The sequence below is a fragment of the Croceibacterium atlanticum genome, from assembly GCF_001008165.2.
GTDB classification, from domain to species: Bacteria; Pseudomonadota; Alphaproteobacteria; order Sphingomonadales; family Sphingomonadaceae; genus Croceibacterium_C; species Croceibacterium_C atlanticum.
On the sequence record NZ_CP011452.2, the window covers coordinates 2,148,402 to 2,168,550 of the forward strand.

At 63.0% G+C, this 20,149-nt stretch carries 17 protein-coding genes; 14 read left to right on the forward strand and 3 right to left on the reverse strand.

Features of this window, described 5'->3' with window-relative positions; translation table 11 throughout:
• Positions 1-8 precede the first annotated feature (8 nt).
• Positions 9-1,658: a GGDEF domain-containing protein gene (locus WYH_RS10180; protein WP_053833530.1), complete on the forward strand. Its 1,650-nt coding sequence runs from the start codon at positions 9-11 to the stop codon at positions 1,656-1,658.
• On the opposite strand, the gene WYH_RS10185 is transcribed toward WYH_RS10180, so the two are convergent.
• Both WYH_RS10185 and WYH_RS10190 read right to left on the reverse strand, forming a co-directional pair.
• Positions 1,655-2,065, reverse strand: a complete 411-nt coding sequence (locus WYH_RS10185; RefSeq protein WP_046903745.1) for an acyl-CoA thioesterase — start codon at positions 2,063-2,065, stop codon at positions 1,655-1,657. The genes WYH_RS10180 and WYH_RS10185 overlap by 4 nt on opposite strands.
• A complete protein-coding gene (locus WYH_RS10190; RefSeq protein ID WP_413226729.1) occupies positions 2,062-4,149 on the reverse strand; it encodes a S9 family peptidase in 2,088 nt (695 codons plus the stop codon). Before WYH_RS10190 ends, WYH_RS10185 begins: the two co-directional genes overlap by 4 nt.
• A 36-nt stretch (positions 4,150-4,185) precedes the next feature.
• Between WYH_RS10190 and WYH_RS10195 the strand changes: the two genes are divergently transcribed.
• From WYH_RS10195 to WYH_RS10220, 6 genes are all read left to right on the forward strand, one after another.
• Positions 4,186-5,991: an aminopeptidase P family protein gene (locus WYH_RS10195; protein ID WP_046903747.1), complete on the forward strand. Its 1,806-nt coding sequence runs from the start codon at positions 4,186-4,188 to the stop codon at positions 5,989-5,991.
• A 61-nt stretch (positions 5,992-6,052) separates the two neighbouring features.
• Positions 6,053-6,439 (forward strand): VOC family protein, encoded by a 387-nt coding sequence (locus WYH_RS10200; protein WP_046903748.1) that lies wholly within the window; start codon positions 6,053-6,055, stop codon positions 6,437-6,439.
• A gap of 350 nt (positions 6,440-6,789) precedes the next feature.
• The gene (locus WYH_RS10205) at positions 6,790-7,389 is read left to right on the forward strand and encodes an EF-hand domain-containing protein (RefSeq protein ID WP_046903749.1); all 600 of its coding nucleotides are present in this window, start codon (positions 6,790-6,792) and stop codon (positions 7,387-7,389) included.
• A 22-nt stretch (positions 7,390-7,411) separates the two neighbouring features.
• On the forward strand, positions 7,412-8,134 hold the full coding sequence (locus WYH_RS10210) for a response regulator (protein WP_046905053.1): 723 nt from the start codon (positions 7,412-7,414) through the stop codon (positions 8,132-8,134).
• Positions 8,134-9,540, forward strand: a complete 1,407-nt coding sequence (locus tag WYH_RS10215) for a sensor histidine kinase (RefSeq protein ID WP_046903750.1) — start codon at positions 8,134-8,136, stop codon at positions 9,538-9,540. The genes WYH_RS10210 and WYH_RS10215 overlap by 1 nt, the downstream gene beginning before the upstream one ends.
• Before the next feature lie 68 nt (positions 9,541-9,608).
• On the forward strand, positions 9,609-12,269 hold the full coding sequence (locus tag WYH_RS10220; protein WP_156320123.1) for a M1 family metallopeptidase: 2,661 nt from the start codon (positions 9,609-9,611) through the stop codon (positions 12,267-12,269).
• A 48-nt stretch (positions 12,270-12,317) separates the two neighbouring features.
• Here the strand turns inward: WYH_RS10220 and WYH_RS10225 are convergent, their stop codons facing one another.
• Positions 12,318-13,916 (reverse strand): helicase HerA-like domain-containing protein, encoded by a 1,599-nt coding sequence (locus tag WYH_RS10225; RefSeq protein WP_046903752.1) that lies wholly within the window; start codon positions 13,914-13,916, stop codon positions 12,318-12,320.
• A gap of 94 nt (positions 13,917-14,010) precedes the next feature.
• On the opposite strand from WYH_RS10225, the gene pabB reads away from it, so the two are divergent.
• From pabB to WYH_RS10260, 7 genes are all read left to right on the forward strand, one after another.
• Positions 14,011-15,813 (forward strand): aminodeoxychorismate synthase component I, encoded by a 1,803-nt coding sequence (gene pabB, locus WYH_RS10230; protein ID WP_046903753.1) that lies wholly within the window; start codon positions 14,011-14,013, stop codon positions 15,811-15,813.
• On the forward strand, positions 15,810-16,988 hold the full coding sequence (locus tag WYH_RS10235) for a pyridoxal phosphate-dependent aminotransferase (protein ID WP_046903754.1): 1,179 nt from the start codon (positions 15,810-15,812) through the stop codon (positions 16,986-16,988). The genes pabB and WYH_RS10235 overlap by 4 nt, the downstream gene beginning before the upstream one ends.
• Entirely contained in the window at positions 16,985-17,638 is a 654-nt protein-coding gene (locus WYH_RS10240; protein WP_046903755.1) for an RluA family pseudouridine synthase, read from the forward strand. Before WYH_RS10235 ends, WYH_RS10240 begins: the two co-directional genes overlap by 4 nt.
• Positions 17,631-18,035 (forward strand): alternative ribosome rescue aminoacyl-tRNA hydrolase ArfB, encoded by a 405-nt coding sequence (arfB, locus tag WYH_RS10245; protein ID WP_046903756.1) that lies wholly within the window; start codon positions 17,631-17,633, stop codon positions 18,033-18,035. Before WYH_RS10240 ends, arfB begins: the two co-directional genes overlap by 8 nt.
• 135 nt (positions 18,036-18,170) lie before the next feature.
• Positions 18,171-18,338 (forward strand): 50S ribosomal protein L33, encoded by a 168-nt coding sequence (rpmG, locus tag WYH_RS10250; RefSeq protein ID WP_046903757.1) that lies wholly within the window; start codon positions 18,171-18,173, stop codon positions 18,336-18,338.
• Between the two features lie 63 nt (positions 18,339-18,401).
• Complete coding sequence (locus WYH_RS10255; RefSeq protein WP_046903758.1) at positions 18,402-19,070, forward strand: LolA family protein; 669 nt, start codon at positions 18,402-18,404, stop codon at positions 19,068-19,070.
• A gap of 276 nt (positions 19,071-19,346) precedes the next feature.
• Positions 19,347-20,141 (forward strand): exodeoxyribonuclease III, encoded by a 795-nt coding sequence (locus tag WYH_RS10260; RefSeq protein ID WP_046903759.1) that lies wholly within the window; start codon positions 19,347-19,349, stop codon positions 20,139-20,141.
• Positions 20,142-20,149 lie beyond the last annotated feature (8 nt).

Consider the following 20,149-nt stretch of genomic DNA (forward strand, 5'->3'; position numbering starts at 1 on the left):
CGCCGGCAATGGCCGCCACCGCGCCGGACGAGCATTTGGCAGTCGCACCGACCTGCCATGCCTATTCGGGCGAAGACGTTTCCATGGGGGAGGCAGACCGGCTCAACTGGATCTGCGATAACGACAGCTGGCAGGATGGCGCGGCGGTAAGCTGGCTGCGCTTCACCGATTGGGACAGGCGGGATCCGCCGCGCGTATTCGCCAGCCGCATTACCAAGTTCACCTCCATCGCCATTGCCGCGCGGGATGGCGATGGAACCATGCGGACATTCGAATACCGGATGGCAGAGGCGAAGCCGATCGTGGCGGGCGGCGTCTTCACGCTGGCCCTGCCGCCGCAACGGGCTGATACCGAAGCCTATCTGGTGCGCATCCTGCGGCCGCACAGCGTCACCATTGCCAGCGATGCACGGTTAAGCCGCAACCCGCAGGAAGTCGCCGGGACCATATCGGCGGTCCTGATCCTGGTCCTGGTGCTGGGGATGCTGTTCACGCCCTTGCTGTTCGACATCAATTTCTACTTCATTCTGCGCGAACGATTTGTCCTGCTTCATGCCGCGATGATCCTGGCGATGATGGCCTTCATCCTCTTTTCCGGCGGGCTCATCACCTTCTTCCACCCTGTGCCGATCGGCGTGATGGCGTTGCTTGGGCCGCTCTGCTGGCCTGTGGGGGCGGGCCTGGCGGGCTTCTTCATGAACGCCTATCTCGAAGCGGAGGCCCTGCCCCCGATCTATCGGCGCATCGTCAAGCTGACTGCATGGTGGGTAATATTGGTGCCGGGGTTCTGCGCGCTGAAATTCGACTTTGCGCAGCCTTTCGGCAACCAGCTCTATTTCCTGGCCTTCCTTCCAATTGTGCCGGTTTACGCGGGCGCGATCATCATCGCCCTGTGGCGTCGGAGCCGGGCAGCGCGATTCCTCGCTGTTGCGTGGCTGCCGGTCATTGCCGCAGGGACGGAACGCTATTTCCGCGGCATCGGCCTATATTCGGGAAATGACGCGATTGACGATCTGCTGGTCCTGGCATTGGGACTGGAAGTCATCATCATCGCCCTGGGCGTGGCGGATCGCTTTGTCGGCATTCGCCGGGAACGCGACCAGGCGCTGGGGGAAGCAAAGACGCTGAGCGAAATTTCCGAACGCGACGTGCTGACCGGCCTGCTCAATCGCCGCGCCCTGCATGACAGGTTCGAGAGCCTGCGCCGCGAAGGCTTCGTCAATCTCGCCCTGTTCGATCTCGACAGGTTCAAGGACATCAATGACCGTTTCGGCCATCACACGGGCGACAAGGTGTTGCGCGCCGCCGCGGTGGCGCTGGTAGGCGACAGCGACAGCCGCGTGTTCCGCATTGGCGGAGAGGAATTCCTGGTCCTGTTCCGGGGCGGCAATATCCGGGAAAGAGCGGAAAATGCCCGCCGCGCCATCGCCCCGCGCGTATCCGGCCACGTGCCCGGCCTGGACCGGATCGTGACAGCCAGCGTGGGGATGGTGGAAATGCCCTTCGACAGTATCAGCAAATCGGGTTTTGCAGAACTGTATGAACATGCCGACCGGCTGCTCTATGCCGCAAAGGCCGGCGGGCGGAACCGGCTGGTCAGCGAAAAGGTGCAGGTCTTCCGCCAGCGCAAGGAAAGCGCGGAAGCGAGCGCGGCCTAGCTGTACGGATCCTCCGGCAGGAAAGGCGCCGCGACCTCCGCCGGAACACGCATGATGCGCGAGCTTTCGCGGTCGATCATCGCCCAGGTCGTCTTGGCCTTCACCACTTGCCGCCCCTCGCCATCGGTGAAGATGAAATAACGGTCGAAACGGGCGCCACGCGGTGCTTCGCGGATTTCGGTCAGCCCTTCTACCGTATCCCCTTCAGCGATATTGCCGCGATAATCGATTTCGTGCCGCGTCACGACCCATGCGAAGGCGCGCTGATGCTCTGCCAGGGCAACGGCTTCCCAATGGGCAGTGGCGAGCCGTTCCATCCACTGCACCCAGACGGCATTGTTCACATGGCCGTTCTCGTCGATATGTTCCGGCCGCGCCGTGAATGTCAGCGTGAAGCGATTGCTCACGCAGTCACACCCATCTGCCACAGGATGAAGGCGAATTCCTCCGCGGTTTCATGCAGGCTTTCGAACCGGCCCGATTTGCCGCCATGCCCGGCGCCCATATTGGTCTTGAGCAGCAATTCATTATCGTCCGTCTTCATTTCGCGCAGCCGGGCGACCCATTTGGCCGGTTCCCAATAGGTCACGCGCGGATCGTTCAGCCCCGCCGTCACCAGCATGGGGGGATAATCCTGCGCCTGCACATTGTCATAGGGGCTGTAGGACCGGATCAGTTCAAAGGCTTCCTTGTCCTCGATCGGATTGCCCCATTCCGGCCATTCGCCCGGCGTCAGCGGCAGGCTGGCATCAAGCATGGTGGCCAGCACATCCACGAAGGGGACATGCGCCACGACCGCGCCCCACAGATGCGGATCGGAATTGACCACCGCGCCCATCAGTTCACCCCCGGCGGAACCACCGGCAATGGCGATCCGGCCCGGTTCGGTCAGGCCGCGATCCACCAGCCCCTTCGCCACATCGACGAAATCGTTGAAGGCATTGGTGCGCTGTTGCAGCTTGCCCGCCTTGTACCAGGCCCGGCCGAGATCGTCCCCGCCGCGTATATGCGCAATGGCATAGGCAAAACCGCGATCGACCAGGCTGAGCCTTGTGGTGGAAAAGCCGGGTGGGATGGCAATGCCATAGGCGCCATAACCATACAGGTACAATGGACCTGGTGATACGCGGTCTTTCCGGTACATGATGCTGACCGGGATCGCCGTTCCGTCCCGCGCGGTGAGTTCAAGCCGTTCGGTGACATAGAGATCGCGATCATAGCCCGAAGGGATTTCCTGCACCTTCAGCAATTCCAGTTCGCGCGTGGCGACATGGTAATCATAGGTGCTGGCCGGGCTGATCATGCTTTCATAGGACAGGCGCAGTTTGCTGCATTCCCATTCGGGATTGTTGCCCAGTCCGGCGGTGTAGCTTTCCTCCGGGAATTCAATCGGCTCGATCCGCGCGGGATCGTCGTAATAACGCAGTTCGATCCGGTCGAGACCGCGCAGCCGCCCGTCGATCACGTAGAAATCCCGGAACAGTTCCACCCCGGTCAGGTAGAATTCGTCCGACCCTTCGATCAGCGTGGTCCAGTTGGAGGGATCGGCCAGCGGCGCGGTGGCGAGACGGAAATTCTCATGCGTGTCATTGGTATGGATGAACAAGGTCCCGTCGCGTTCATCCACGTCATATTCAACGCCCTTTTCCCGCGCGCGAACCAGCATCGGTTCGGCCAGCGGATCGTCCGCCGGAACCAGATAGTTCTCGCTCGTCTCGTGATCGCCAGTGGCGATGACGATCCATTTCTCATTGGCGGAAAGCCCGGCGGAGACGCGGAAGCCTTCATCATCCTCGTGATAAAGTTCGATATCCTTGCGCGCGGGTTGGCCCAGCCAATGCAGCCGGGCGTTATCCGTCCGCCACTGCTTGTTGGCCAGTGAATAGACCAGCCCGGTATCCCCGGCGACCCAGACCAGGGCGGACAATGTGCCCTTGATCGTATCCTTCAGCAGCTTGCCGGTTTCCAGGTCCTTGATCCGCACCGTATAGCGTTCGGACCCGTTATCATCCACGGAATAGGCCAGCAGCTTGCCGTTGCGGCTGACGGACATTGCGCCAAGGCGGAAATATTTCTTGCCTTCCGCCAGGGCCGGTTCGTCCAGGATCAGCTGGTCCGCGCTGCCATCGTCAGGGGCGCCCACCGGGCGGCGCCACCATTTCTTGTATTCGGCGCCTTCTTCAAATTCGATCCAGTACAGCCAGTCCCCATCCTTGTAGGGAACGGATTTGTCCGCTTCCTTGATGCGGGCGCGCATTTCGCTGAACAACGCGTCGATCGCGCCCTTCTGCGGTTCCATCCGCGCTTCGAACCACGCATTTTCCGCTTCCAGATGGGCGAGAATCGTCTTGTTCTTCACCTTGGGATAGCCGGAGTCGCGCAGCCAGGCGTAATCATCGGCAATGGTAATGCCGTGATGGGTGAATGTGGAAGATTGCTTCGCCGCGACGGGCGGAAGCTGTGCTTTAGTTGCTATGGTGGAATCGGGCATTGGCTGCATCTATGTAAGCACCGAAAGGACCGCAACATGCTGATGCAAACCCACGAGGCGCGGCTCGACGCGCTACGCCAGGAACTCGCCCGCCGGGGGCTCGACGGATTCGTCATTCCGATCTCTGATGAACACGTCTCCGAATATGTCGGAAATTATGCCCAAAGGCTTGCCTGGCTTACCGGATTTGGCGGATCGGCCGGCAGCGCGGCGGTTCTGAAGAACAAGGCCGCGATCTTCGTTGACGGACGTTACACCATCCAGGTGAAGGAGCAGGTCGATGGCCGGCTCTATGAATATAAATCGGTGCCGAAGGATTCAATCGGCGCATGGCTGGCGGAAAATGCCGGTGAAGGCGCGAAGATCGCCTATGATCCGTGGCTGCACACCAATGGCTGGGTAAAGGCCACGAGCGCCGCACTGGCTGAAATCGGGGCGGAGCTTGTCGCGGTCGACAGCAACCCGATCGACGCCGTCTGGGAAGACCAGCCGCCCCCCTCCCCCGCCGAGGCGATTGTCCATGCCGATCACCTGGCCGGCCGGTCCAGCGCGGACAAGCGGGCCGATCTTGCCGAATGGCTGAAGGCGGGCAAGCTCGATGCCGCAGTCATTTCCGCGCTCGATTCGGTTGCCTGGCTGCTGAATATTCGCGGCGCCGATGTGGACCACACGCCCGTGGCCCTGTCCTATGTGATCGCCCATTGCGATGGCACGGCCGATCTGTTCATCGCCCCGGAAAAGGTAACGCCGGAACTGACCAGGCATCTGGGCAATGCGGTGAATATCCGCCCGCGGAGCGAGTTTGAAAGCGCGCTGGGCGCACTGGGCGGCAAGCGTGTGGCGGTCGATCCGAATTACGGCGTGGCGGCGATCTTCCAGGCGCTGGAAGCGGCCGGTGCGACTGCCATTGCCAAACAGGATCCGACCATTCTGGCCAAAGCGATCAAGAACCCGGTGGAACAGCAGGGCCAGCGCGATTCGCAGGCACGCGATGGTGCGGCGGTCACGAAATTCCTGCGCTGGCTGTCGGTGGAAGCGCCCAAGGGCGGCGAAACGGAATTGTCCGCCGCGGCGCAATTGCTGGCTTTCCGCGAAGCGACAGGTTCGCTGAAGGATACCTCCTTCGATACGATTTCCGCCGCCGGCCCCCATGCCGCGATCCCGCATTACCGCGTCGATGAAGAAAGCAATCTGCCGATCACGCCGGGAAGCATCTTCCTGTGCGATTCGGGCGGGCAATATCCGGATGGCACGACTGACATCACCCGCACGGTCTGGGTCGGGCCGGGCGAACCTTCGCAGGAACAGAAGGACCGCTTCACCCGCGTGTTGAAAGGCCATATCGCCATCGACACGCAGATCTTCCCGCAGGGGACGACCGGCGCCCAGCTCGACACGCTGGCGCGGCAGTTCCTGTGGATGGCGGGTGTGGACTACGCCCATGGCACGGGCCACGGCGTGGGCAGCTTCCTGGGCGTGCATGAAGGGCCGCAGCGGATCGCCAAGCCGCGCGGCGGGCAGGCCGGCACCGATCAGGAATTGATGGCCGGGATGATCCTGTCCAACGAACCCGGTTACTACAAGGGCGGCGAATTCGGCATCCGCATCGAAAACCTGATCCTGACCGTGCCGAAGGAAATCCCCGGCATGGAAGGCGATTGGCTGGGCTTTGAAACGCTCACCCTGGTCCCGATCGACGCCAATCTGGTGGATCGTGACCTGCTGAGCGAAGCCGAGATCGCATGGTGGAATGCCTATCACGCGCGGGTTCTCGAAGTGCTGGCCCCGCAGCTGGAAGGCGAAGACCTGGCCTGGCTGGAGGAAGCCTGCGCCGGATTGTAACGCCGATTTCGTTCCTGTAATGTTCTCCCCGGTAGCGAGTCGCTGCCGGGGAGATTTGGATATGATCGGTTACGTCACGCTGGGCACCAGCGATCTGGAACGCGCCGCCCGTTTTTATGACGCGATTGCCGCGGAAATGGGCGTGGGCCGCATGATGGAAGAACCCGGCGTCTATATCGCCTGGGGCGCGCTGGATGGCGGCGCGGGCATTGCGGCAACGAAGCCGTTCGACGGGCAGCCCGCCAGTGTCGGCAATGGCACGATGGTGGCGCTGGAAGCCCGGGACGAGGAACAGGTGGCGCGGCTGCACCGCATCGCGCTGGACCATGGTGGCAGCGATGAAGGTGCCCCCGGCCCACGTGGAGAAATGTTCTATGCCGCCTATTTCCGCGACCCGGACGGGAACAAGCTCAACGCTTTCGTGATGACAGGCGCGCCCGGTGAATAGGCAGGGCGGGGCAGCGCTTTCGGCGGAAGGCCACCCGCCGGGTGTCTGACATTTGGCGGATGTAGAGGGGGAAAGGACGGCCCTGTTCATCGCCCCCGGATTTGGCACTGAACACCATCCGCGCTGAGCCTTTCCGCCGCCAATGCAGGCTCGCCGCGCCGCCGCCAGTTTGCGCCTGCATGAACGCAGCGCCGCCACCGCGACAAATTGCGACACAATTCGCCCTGTCCGGCAAACGGGTGCGACATTGCCCGGATAAACCCTATGGATGAGTGACGGGGCGCCGGTTCTCCTCCCTACCCCTTCTGCCCGGTGCCCTGTTGCTCTAAGACCCCCTTCGGAGAGCAAAAATGAAAAAGCAGCTAACCCTTTCAATTACGGCAGCCGCCCTGTTGGCCGGCGGTGCCGCCTATGCCGCCGCCCCGGGCGGAGATACCGCCCAGCGCGGCATGATGGCGGACCGTGAAATGACCCGCGGCCAGGTTGAACAGATGACCGGCATGGCATTTGACCGGATGGACGCGAACAAGGACGGCAAGATCGACCAGGCCGACCGCGAAGCGAGGCAGAAAGCCCGTTTCGACCGGATCGATGCCGATGGCGATGGCGCGATCACGTTCGAGGAATTCACCGCCAGGCGCGATGGGATGCGGGAAGGCCGGGCGGAACGCCGTGCCGGCCGCGGTGCTGACCAGGCCGATCGCGGCGCACGCGACGGCAGGATGAAGCATCATTTCGCCCGTCGCGGACATCGCGGTGCCGGCATGATGCTGGCCCCCGGTGCGGACAGCAATGGCGACGGTGCGATCAGCAAGGCGGAATTCCAGGCCTCTGCGCTGGCCCGCTTCGACAAGGCCGACGCGAATGGCGATGGAACGCTGACAGCGGAAGAACGCCGCGCTGCGCATCCCCGCAAGCCCGATCCGCGCAAGCCCGCTCCCGGCAACTGACGGGCAAGGCGTGACCGAAACCATGCCCACAAGGCTGCTGCTGGTCGATGACGAACCCAGCCTGCGTGAACCCCTGGCGGATTACCTTACCCGCCAGGGGTTCGACGTGTCGCAGGCGGAAGACGCATCGAAGGCACGGGCGCGCCTGCTCGAACAGGCGCCCGATCTCGTCCTGCTCGACATCATGATGCCCGGGGAAGACGGGCTTTCCCTGTGCCGCCACCTGACCGAGGCGAAGGACATTCCGGTGATCCTGCTGACCGCGCGCGGAGAAGCCACGGACCGGATCGTGGGGCTGGAAATCGGCGCGGACGATTATGTCGTCAAACCCTTTGAACCGCGCGAACTTGTCGCCCGCATCCGCTCTGTCCTGCGCCGCGCGAACAAGTCGGCCCCGGTGGCGGAAGAAGACGCGCTCTATCTGTTCGAAAACTGGAAGCTGGACCCGCTGAAGCGGCGGCTGGTCGATCCGGAAGGCACGGTGGTGCCGATCTCCTCCGCCGAATTCCGCCTGCTGATGGCTTTCCTGGCGCATCCGCGGCAAGTGCTCGACCGGGATCGCCTGCTCGACATGGTGCAGGGGCGCGAGGCGCATCTGTTCGACCGGGCGGTGGATAACCAGGTCAGCCGCCTGCGCCGCAAGATCGAGGAAGACAGCCGCGATCCCAAGCTGATCCAGACGGTGTGGGGCGGCGGCTATCGCCTGGCCGCCGATGTCCGCCGGGTGGCGCAGAGCAAGGGCTGATGCGCCGTTTCTTTCCTCGCAGCCTGCTGGGGCAGATGCTGCTGGCCGTGGCGCTGGCCCTGCTGGTGGCGCAGGCCCTGTCGGCCATCCTGCAATTCCGCGCCGCGGAACAGAGGCGCGAAATGTATGCCGCGAACCAGCTGGCCTTTCAGCTGATCGCGGATCCACGCTTCGATTACCGCCTGCGCAATGATGACAGCCGCATTCCGGGCGATGACAAGCGCCGCCGCTGGCAAAGGCTGCGCGTGGAACGCACCAGCGATTACCCGCTGATGGACAATGAACAGCGCGATGCCGCGGGCGAGGAATTGCTCCGCCGTATCCTGTCCGAACAGGGCATCGAACCAGCCGAACTGATAGTGACGCGGCGCAGGGTGGCCGATGACGATTACGTGATGCGCATCGCGCAGAGGCGGGGCAACTGGACCACGGCGCCCGAATGGACGCAGGACGATATGCTGGTGGCCGGGCTGCGCCGCGTGGGCGAGGATGAATATACTGTCGCCCGGTTCCCCTATAGCGACCGGGGAGACAGCAAGCTGGGCTCGCTGGTGGCGCAAACGCTGGTTCTCTACATCGTGCTGGTGGGCGGGCTGGCCCTGTTGCTGCGCCGCATAACGCGCCCCCTTGCCGCCCTGACCACGAGGGTGGAAACTTTCGCGGCAACCCGCGCGATAGACGGCCAGATCGAACCTAGCGGGCCGGAGGATACGCGCCGCCTGATTGCCGCGCATAACGCAATGGAACGGCGCATCGCCGCCCTGCTGGACGAAAAGGACGTCATGCTCGGCGCGATCGGGCACGATCTCAAGACGCCGCTGGCCGCCCTGCGGGTACGGATTGAATCGGTTGAGAATGACACCGAACGGGAAAAAATGGCCGCGACGATCGAGGATATCACCTCCTCGCTGGACGATATCCTGTCGCTCGCCCGGGTCGGCAGGCCCAGCGATCCGCTGGAACGCACCGATCTCTCCGCCCTGCTATCTTCCGTGGTGGAAGAATATGAAGACATGGGCAGCCCGGTGGAACTGGGCGCCACCCGGCGCATGGCCATGCGGCTGCGGGCCACCTGGCTGCGCCGCGCCTTGCGCAACCTCATCAGCAATGCCCTGCGTTATGGCGAAACTGCCCGCGTATCGCTTCAGCGCGAAAACGGGGAAGCGGTGATCCGGATCGAGGATGACGGCCCCGGCATTCCCGAAGGCGAGATTGCAGCCATGATGGAACCGTTTTCGCGCGGGGAAGCATCGCGCAACCGCGTGACCGGCGGGGCGGGACTTGGCCTGACGCTTGCCCGTGCGATTGCCGAACAGCATGGCGGATCGCTAACGCTTCGCAATCGTATAGCAGACGGAGCGCAGATTGTCGGGCTGGTCGCCGAACTGCGTTTGCCCCTCGACTAACAACATCGCCAAAGGCCGGACCCGCTGATAAGGCGATTTCTTCCGAAACCATACTTGGAGTCGTCACGTTGAAGCGTCTCGCCACGTCTGCCCTTTCCGCCATTCTGCTTGCCAGCACCGCCCCCGCGGCATTCGCCGCAGATAACCCGGCCGCCCCCGCCGCTCCGCTTCCCGAAAGCGTGCCGAGCGACCTGCCCCGCACGGCAGCCCCGACCCATTACGCGATCGATTTCACGCCGGACATGGAAGCGCTGACCTTCACCGGAACGGAAGTGATCGACCTGGAAGTCTTTTCCGCGACCGATACGCTGGTGCTGAACGCGGAAGACCTCGAACTCTCCGAAGCGCGGCTGACCCCGCTCTCAGGTGGCAGCGCCATCACGCTGACGCCCACACCGGGCGAAAACGGCCAGACGGTAAAGCTCACCGCCGGCAAACGCTTCAAGCCCGGCAAGTACAAGCTCGCCCTCGGTTATTCCGGCACCATCCGCACGCAGGCCAGCGGCCTGTTCGCGCTGGATTATCCGGACAAGCGGACGGGGGAGGAAGTCCGCGCCCTGTTCACCCAGTTCGAAGCGCCCGATGCGCGTGCCTTCGCGCCCATGTTCGACGAGCCGAGCTACAAGGCGACCTTCGATCTTTCCGCCACCGTCCCCGCCGACCTGATGCCGCTGAGCAACATGCCGGTGAAGAGCGTGGAGAAGCGGACCGACGGCACCAAGCATGTGACCTTCCTCACCAGCCCTAAAATGTCGAGCTATCTGCTCTTCTTCGGCCTCGGCGATTTCGAACGGCTGAGCATGGCCGCGACAGACGGCACCGATGTGGGCATTGTCGGCCCGGTCGGCAGTGGCGAACAGTCACGCTATGCCCTGGAATCGCTGGCCCCGCTGATGAGCTATTTCGGGGATTATTTCGGCGTGCCCTTCCCGCTGCCGAAACTGGACAACATTGCCGGCCCCGGCCAGTCGCAATTCTTCGGCGCGATGGAAAACTGGGGCGCGATCTTCACCTTCGAACGCATCCTGCTGGAAGATCCGGCCATTGCCAGCCCCGCCACCCGGCAGAACATTTTCAGCGTGCAAGCGCATGAAACGGCCCATCAGTGGTTCGGCGATATCGTGACCATGGCCTGGTGGGACGATCTGTGGCTGAATGAAGGTTTCGCCAGCTGGCTGGAAACCAAGGCGACGGATCATTTCAACCCGGACTGGCACTGGCTGCTTGGCCGCGTTGGCGGGCGCGAAGCGGCGATGGGGCTGGACAGCTTCGTCACCACGCATCCCGTCGTGCAGGAAATCCGCACTGCGACCGAGGCGGAACAGGCATTCGACACCATCGCCTATCAGAAGGGCGAAGCGGTCATTTCCATGCTGGAAGCCTATGCCGGCGAAGATGTGTGGCGCGACGGCATCCGCAATTACGTGCAGGCTCACAAATACGGCAACACGGTCAGCAATGATCTGTGGCAGGCCGTGGAGCAGGCTGGCGCAACCGGCATCACCGCGATCGCGAATGATTTCACCCGTCAGCCGGGCGTGCCGCTGGTGCTGGCCAATGCGCGTTGCACGGGCGGCAATACCACGCTGACCCTGAAGCAGAGCGAATTCAGCCGCGACCGCAAGGAAGAAGTGGCCGCCAATCCGCAAAGCTGGCGCGTGCCGATCTTCATTGAAAATGCCCAAGGCACGACCGATCGCCATGTGCTGCACGGCGAAATGACGCTGACAATCGAGGGTTGCGGCCCGGTGGTCGTCAATGGCGGCCAGCTCGGCTATTTCCGCACGCTCTACCAGCCGGAGATGATCGCCAAGCTCACCGAGGCGATGCCGACGCTGAAGCCGATCGACCAGCTTGGCCTGACCACGGATAATCTGGCGCTGGCACAGGCCGGCTATCAGAAGGAAGGGCTTGCGCTGGACCTACTGGCCGCGATCCCCGCCGATGCCAATCCGGTAGTGGCCGACGGCACGATTGGCCGTTGGGGCGGCATTTACGGCCTGCTGGAAGATGAAAACGCCAAGGGCAAGCTGGCTTCCCTGGTGGAAGACATGTGGCTGCCGCGCCTGCAGCAGCTTGGCTTTGAGCCGGTCGATGGCGAACCTGTCGCCACCAGCAATCTGCGTGCAGAACTGATTTCCACCCTGGGCGCGATGGGCAATGCGCAGGTGCTGGAACAGGCCAGCACCCGCTTCGGCGCGCTGGCCGACGATCCGCGCGCGCTGGACGGGCCGCTCAAGACCACCTGGCTGAATATCGCATCGCGCAATATCACGCCGGAACAGTGGGACATGCTGGCCGAACTCGCCCGCAATTCCACCAGTTCGACCGAACAGATGACCTATTACGCCCGCCTGGGCGCCGCCAAGGAAGAAACGCTGGCGAAAAAGGCGCTGGACCTGGCCCTGACCGGTGAAGCCGGCACGGGCAGCGCCACGATCATCACCACGGTCGCGGGCAAACATCCGAAGCTGGCCTTCGATTTCATGATGGCCAATCGTGAAAAGGTGGAAGCGATGCTGGATTCGTCCGGCCGCGGCCGCTTCTTCGCCCGCATTGCCGCCAGCATGGACGATCCCGAAATGCTGGGTCAGCTGGAAGCGCTGCGCGACAGCCTGCCGGAGGATGAGCGGATCACGATCAACCGCGCTCTCGTTTCGCTCAAGCAGCGATTCGAAAGCCAGCCGCGCCGCCGCGCCGAAGTGAAGGAGTGGCTTGCGGCCCGGTAACAACCGGAACCGGCCCCGTTCCCGCCCGGCGGGATACGGGGCCGACCGTTACCGCATCAACCCGCCAACCAGATTGCGGGCGAACCGGCCGAGGCCGGGGATCCCCACCGCCTTGCCGATTTCGGTGGCGATGGTACCGGCCGCAGCGCTGGATGCCGTGGCCGTCGGATTGGCGCGGCTTTTCCTGCCGGACAATTTGCTGGCCAGGATCGACCCCGCACTGGCGGCCGCGGCACTGGTCGCCGCCTTGAACACTTTGCCGCCCAGCCCATCCCACAGGGACGGGCTCTTGCGTTCGCGCTTGCGCACTTCCTCTTCGCCCTTTTCGGCCACTTCTTCCGCCGTGGCCGCAGCATCGGCGATCTTCTGCGCCAGCACTTCCTCTGCGCTTTCGCGGTCAACCAGTTCATCATATTTGCCGTCCAGCGGGCTGATGGACCGGATGATCGCCCGTTCCTTTGCCGTGACCGGGCCGAGCCTTGATCGCGGCGGCTTGATCAGCGTGCGCTGGACCACGCTGGGCGCGCCATCTTCCAGCAGGGTGGAAACCAGCGCTTCACCCACGCGCAATTCGGTTATCGCCTGTTCGACATCGAGATGGGGATTGATGCGGAATGTTTCCGCCGCAGCCTTGATCGCGCGCTGGTCGCGCGGGGTGAAGGCGCGCAGCGCATGTTGCACGCGGTTGCCCAGCTGCCCGGCCACTTCTTCGGGAATGTCGATCGGGTTCTGGGTGACGAAGAACACGCCCACACCCTTGGACCGGATCAGGCGCACGACCTGTTCGATCGTATCCTGCAATGCCTTTGGCGCATCGTCGAACAGCAGATGCGCCTCGTCAAAGAAGAAGACCAGCTTCGGCTTATCCTGATCGCCGACTTCAGGCAGAACCTCGAACAGTTCCGCCAGCAGCCAGAGCAGGAATGTGGCATAGAGCTTGGGGCTCCGCATCAATCTGTCCGCGGCGAGGACATTGATGAAACCACGGCCCTGGTCGTCGCATTTCAGGAAATCCTCGATCTCAAGCGCGGGTTCGCCAAAGAACTGGCCGCCGCCCTGGCTGTCGAGCGAGAGCAGCTGGCGCTGGATCGCGCCGATGCTGGCCCTTGTCACATTGCCGTATTTCGCGGTCAGTTCGCTCGCATTCTCAGCCGTATGGGCCAGCATTGCCTGCAGGTCCTCAAGGTCCAGCAGCAGCAATCCTTCCTCGTCCGCGAAACGGAAGACGATGTTCAGGACGCCTTCCTGCGTATCGTTGAGATCCAGCAGCCGGGCGAGCAGCAATGGCCCCATTTCCGAAACCGTGGTCCGGATCGGGTGCCCCTGTTCACCATAGAGATCCCAGAAGATCGCCGGATTGTCGGAATAGGCATAATCTTCCATGCCCAGTTCCTTCGCCCGGCTTTCCAGCTTGTCGGCATTTTTGAAGGTCGGGGATCCGGCCATGGAAATGCCGGACAGATCGCCTTTTACATCGGCCACGAAAACCGGCACGCCATTGGCCGAAAAACTTTCCGCCAGCCCCTGCAGCGTCACCGTCTTGCCGGTTCCTGTCGCGCCCGCGATCAGACCGTGCCGGTTGGCGCGCCCCAGATGCAGCGCCTGCCGCTCTCCACCTTCGGCAAGGCCCAGAAAAATATCCGCCATTATCCACCCCTTCCAGACTGTTCTTGCTCTGGCGCAGCGAGCGCTTCACGGTCAAGCAATAGACAAGTGAGGATTAAGCGGTAGAGCGAGCCCGATGGCCGAATACCAACCTTTCGTCCTGCTGGACGACGCGCGCGAGGAAGGCGCCAGCGATGCGCAATTGTTCGAAGCGCCGAGCGCAATTTTCGTCGCCTGGCGGCCGGAAGAGGTCGCCAGCGTGCTGGAAGCAGCCGATGCGGCGCAGCGCGAAAGCGGCGGCACGCTGGCCGGATATCTCGCCTATGAAGCCGGGCTGGCGCTTGAACCCCGGCTGATGCAGCACGCGGCGGAACGCTGCGGCGCGGACGGGCCGCTGGTCTGGTTCGGATTGTTCGACAAGGCGCAGACCATACCGGCGGCGGAAATTCCGCAATGGCTGGCTGCGAAGGCGGGCACCGGGCCGGCAAGCATCGGCCCGCTCGATCCGCAGATTTCCATCGGCGCCTATCTGGAAGCGTTCGAAACCCTGCAGGAGGCAATCCGCGCCGGGGACATTTATCAGGCGAATCTGACCATGCCGCTGGCAGGGGCCGCACGTGGCGACCCGCTGGCCATCTATGCTGCCATCCGCCCGGCGGCGAATGCGGGCTATGGCGGCGTGATCTTCGATGGATCGCACTGGCTGCTGAGCTTCAGCCCCGAATTGTTCTTCAGCCTGAAGGACGGGCAGGCTAGGTGCAAGCCGATGAAGGGCACCCGCCCCCGCGGCCGGGCAGAGGAAGAAGACCGCGCGCTGGCGGCGGAACTTTCCAGCTCGGTCAAGGACAAGGCCGAAAACCTGATGATCGTGGACCTCATGCGTAACGATCTCAGCCGCGTGGCCAGGGCGGGAACGGTCCGCGTCGAACAGCCTTTCCACGTCGAAACCTATCCCACGGTGCACACCATGGTCACCACGGTCCGCGCGCAGCTGGCCGATGAAAAGGGCGCCATGGACATGCTGCGCGCCCTGTTCCCCTGCGGATCGATCACCGGCGCGCCCAAGATCCGCGCGATGGAACTGATCCAGCAGGTGGAACGCGATGCGCGCGGCCCCTATTGTGGGGCAATCGGCCGGATCGGCCCCAATGGCGATGCCGCCTTCAACGTGGCGATCCGCACCATCCGCCTGACACCCGGAGAGAATGACCGGCACCGCGCCGTGCTGGGCGTGGGCGGGGCGATCGTGGCCGATAGCAACGGCATGGAAGAATGGCGCGAATGCCTGGTGAAGGGCGGCTTCGTCCGGGGCGAGGCCGGCGGGCACGATCTGCTGGAAACCATGCGTTTCGATCCGGCCGGCGGTATTCCGCTGCTGGAAATGCACCTGGAACGTATCAAGCAAAGCGCAGCCGAACTGGGCTTTGCCTTCGATCGCCACGAAACGCGCAATCGCATCCAGGCCCTGTGTTTCGAACTGGAAAAACCGGCCAAGCTGCGCCTTCTGCTGGCCCGCAGCGGTGAAGTGACGCTGGAAGCGCAGTCCATGCCCGCCGCGCCCGATGGCCCGGTTCGCTGTGTCGCGCTGCCTCTGCCGGTCGTGCCGGGTGACTGGCGCCTGCGGCACAAGAGCACGGACCGGTCCTTCTACCAGGCGGCTCTGGACGTGGCGAAAGCCAATGACGCGGGGGAGGCGCTGTTCGTGCGGCATGACGGATTGCTGACTGAAGGCAGCTTCACCAGTATCTTCGTTGAACGCGAAGGAATATTGCTGACACCGCCCGCCACGCTGGGCCTGCTGCCCGGCGTATTCCGCCGTTCCCTGCTGGAAGAAGGCCGCGCGCAGGAAGCGAAATTGACGCTGGAAGATCTGGGGGATGGTTTCATGCTGGGGAATGCCGTGCGCGGCCTGATGCCTGCTATGCTGGTTTCCGCATGAGTCGCGAACATCTCAGCCCCGCCCTGCGGCGCATTGCCGCTTCGCCCACAACGGCCATGACTGATCGCGCCACCGAACTGCGCGAGGCGGGACGGGACATAATTTCACTGTCCGTCGGGGAACCCGATTTCGCCACCCCGCCCCATGTCGTGCAGGCAGCCAAGGACGCGCTGGATCAGGGGCTGACCAGATATACGCCGGTCACGGGCATGGCCCGTCTCAAACAGGCGGCAGCGCTCCATTTCCGCCGCGACCTGGGGATAGAGGCAGATCCGGCCAATATCGTGGTCACAGCGGGGGGCAAGCAGGCCCTGTTCGAAGTGCTTTGCGCATCGGTGGGCGAAGGGGACGAGGTGATCGTCCCCGCCCCTTGGTGGGTCAGCTATCCGCAGATGGTGCGCTTCGCCGGGGGGCGTGTTGTCCCGCTGATCACCCATGCGCGGGACAATTTCCGATTCGACGCCGCGGATCTGGCGGCCCTGATCACACCCAAGACACAATGGCTGCTGCTGAATAGTCCCGGCAACCCGACCGGGGCAACCTATCCGGCGGAGATGTTGCAAGGCATCGGGAAACTGCTGCGCGACCATCCGCGTGTCATGGTGCTGTCGGATGATATCTACGCCCCGCTCAATTATACGGGCGCGCGCCATGCCACACTGGCAAATGTCTGCCCCGATCTGGCAGACCAGATCTGCACCATCTCGGGCGTGTCCAAAAGCCATGCGATGACCGGGTTCCGCATCGGCGTGGCAACCGGCCCGGCCTGGCTGATAGAGGCGATGGGCAGGCTGCAATCCAATTCCAGCGGTAATCCCGCATCGATCAGCCAGGCAGCCGCCATCGCCGCCTTCGAAGGGCCGCAGGAATTCCTTGCCGAATGGCGCGAGGTCTTCCGCGCAAGGCGCGATCTGGTGGTGGGGCGGATCAACGCGATTCCGGGTCTGTCGACACCAGTGCCCGAAGGCGCATTCTATTGTTTCATCGACGCTTCCCCCCTGATGGAGAGGTTCGGCGGGGACGATACCAGGCTGGCCCTGCATCTGCTGGAACACGGCGTGGCAGTGGTGGCGGCAAGTGCTTTTGGCGGGCGTAACGGCTTCCGCATCAGCTTTGCTGCCGAGGAAACCGTGTTGGAAGAGGCGATGCACCGCATCGCCGCCGCCCTGGCATGACCATTCCCATCCTCTATGAGGATGCCGAAGCGCTGGTGATCGACAAGCCGGCCGGATTGCCGATAGAGAAACCGCGCGCCGGGGGGCCTTCGCTCAGCGATCATTGGGAAGAGCTTAAGCTGGGCTTTCACCGCCTTCCCGCCCCGTCGCACCGGATCGATACGGACACATCAGGCTGCCTGCTGCTGGCCCGCAACCCCCGCGCATTGCGACGCTTCGCCTCCGCTTTCGCGGAACGGCAGGTGAGCAAGCGCTATCTCGGGATATTGTCCGAAATACCGGGGACCAGGGAAGGCACGATCGAATTGGGCCTGACCAAGATCAGCAGCGAAAAAGGCGGCTGGCGGATGATCGCGGCGCGCCGGGGCAAGCCATCCGTCACCCATTGGCGGCTGATTGCGGAAATCGGCCATCACGCGCTGGTGGAATTCCGCCCGGAAACCGGCCGCACGCACCAGATCCGCGTCCATGCCGCCAGCGGGATCGGCATCCCCCTGCTGGGCGATCCGATTTATGGCAAAGCCGGCAGCGCACCACGCACGATGCTCCATTCCGCCGGAATCGAAATGCCGCGTTACGGCAAGGATCCGATCATCGCCCGCGCGCCCTTGCCGGCCGATTTCGTGGATCAGGGCTTCACCGATGAATGACCTGGTGCAACGCGCGCAATCGCTGGCGGAGGAAAGTTTCATCGCCGCATCGGGGCCTGGCGGGCAGAATGTGAACAAGGTGGCCACCGCGGTGCAGTTACGGCTGAACATCTATCGGCTGGGCCTGGAACCGCGTGTCTTCCACCGGCTGAAGAAGCTGGCGGGGCGGCGAATCAACACCAGGGGGGAAATCGTGCTCGATGCGCGGCGTTTCCGGACACAGGAAGCGAATCGGCAGGATGCGCGCGACAAGCTGGCCGCCTTGATCGAAGAGGCGCTGGTGGAACCGAGGAAAAGGGCCCGTACCCGCGTGAACCGGGTCGGCAAGGTCCAGCGGCTCAAGGCGAAAAAGGTGCGCGGAGAGGTAAAGGCCAATCGCGGCAAGGTGGACTGGTAGGCTGCGCCATGCTTGACTTTCCATACCCTTTCGCGCACAGGCGCGCCGGATGGGCGGCGCCGGCGCGTCGCCCGTATTGTTTCGGGCTCCCGAGCTGATCGGTGCCCCTGTTTCGAATTTTTTGGGAATCAAACCATGGCGAAGCCCGCAACCGTCAAGATCCGGCTGAACTCGACCGCTGGCACCGGCTTTTTCTACGTCACGAAGAAGAACCCGCGCAACCAGACGGAAAAGCTGACCTTCCGCAAGTATGACCCGATTGCGAAGAAGCATGTCGAGTTCAAGGAAGGCAAGATCAAGTAAGTGGACGCCGGCGGAACTGCCGGGTTCACCAACGGTTCAATGCCCCGTATCTAGTTCGGGAGCATGACCATTCTGACTGCATTTCTCGGCCGCAAACCCCTTCGCGCCGCTCTTGCCGGCGCGATGGCGCTTGCCGTGCCTGGCGCACTTTTTCTGCCGGCCACGCCTGCTGCCGCGCAAAATTCGAATCAGCTCGACAGGGTGGTGAACGCGTTGCGCGCCATCACCACGATGCAGGCCGATTTCACGCAGACCGACCGGGCGGGGCAGACCGTTTCCGGCAAGCTGACGATGAAAAGCCCTGGCCGCATCCGTTTCGAATATTCGAAGGATGTGAACATGCTGGTGGTTTCCAACGGCAGTTCGCTGACGCTGATCGATTATGATGTGCAGCAGCTTGAACGCTGGCCCATCAGCAATTCGCCGCTTGGCGCCCTGCTCGATCCCAAGCGCGATCTGAAGCGTTACGGCAAGCTGGTGCCGACCGCCAATCCCGATGTCCTGAGTGTCGAGGTCAAGGATCCGGACAAGCCGGAATATGGCACGATGACGCTGATCTTCGTGAAGGATGCCAAGGCGCCCGGCGGGCTGGAACTGGTCAGCTGGGTTGCGCTGGACGCGCAGAACAAGCGCACCACCGTAAGGCTCAGCAATCAGCGCTACGGCATGTCCATTTCGGACCGCGCCTTCCGCTATCGCGATCCGCGGGTGACGACGCGCCGCCCCAGATAAACGCCTGCGCGGCGGATTGTTCATTCATTGCGACCAATGACGGGCGCCTATTCATTTAGCAGAAAGCCAGATGCGCCTATTATGATTGCACAAGGCGGTTGCGAGGCGGGTTCCCCCCTGTTGCCCTGACCTCCGCACGAAACGCCGCCTTGTACCAGCGTGACGAACGCTCGAACGGAACCCTCGTCCCAATGCCCCCGGGGCGAGGGTTTTCGTTTGTGCCAAATATTCCTGCATTGCTTGCTGCGCCCGGCCAAGGCACCTAAGCCCCTCCGCATGGTTTCAATCGCTTCCTGGAATATCAATTCCGTTCGCCTGCGCATGCCCATAGTGGCCGATTTCCTCAGGGCGGAGGCACCCGACGTGCTGTGCCTGCAGGAAATCAAATGCCAGGAACCGCAATTCCCCTACAAGGCTTTTGAAGAGCTGGGATATTCCCATTTCGCCGTGCATGGGCAGAAAGGTTATCACGGCGTGGCCACGGTCAGCCGGATCCCGCTGAAGGAATTTTCCCGCCATGACTGGCAGGATAATGGCGAAGCGCGCCATGTCGGTGTCGAACTGCTTGGCCCCGGCAAGGGAATGGTGCTGGAAAACGTCTATGTCCCGGCTGGCGGGGACGAGCCCGACCGGGAGGTGAACCCGAAATTCGGCCAGAAACTGGATTTCCTTGAACGAATGACGCGCTGGGCCGACAGGATTGACCGGCCGACCATGATCGTTGGCGATTTCAATATCGCACCGCTGGAATGCGACGTGTGGAGCCACAAGCAATTGCTGGAAGTAGTCAGCCACACGCCGATCGAAATCGACACCTTGCAGCGTTTCAAGGATGCGCATGGCTGGAGCGATATCGGCCGCGAACATATTGCCGCGCCGCAACGCTATTACAGCTGGTGGAGCTATCGCTCCAAGGACTGGCGCAAGGGCGATCGCGGGCGCAGGCTGGACCATATGTGGGCCAGCCCGGATCTGGCAGCGCAGGCGATCAGCCATCGCGTGCTGGAAGATGCGCGCGGATGGGAAAAACCTTCCGACCACGTCCCGCTGATTACGGAGTTTTCTCTCTGAAAGGCGCG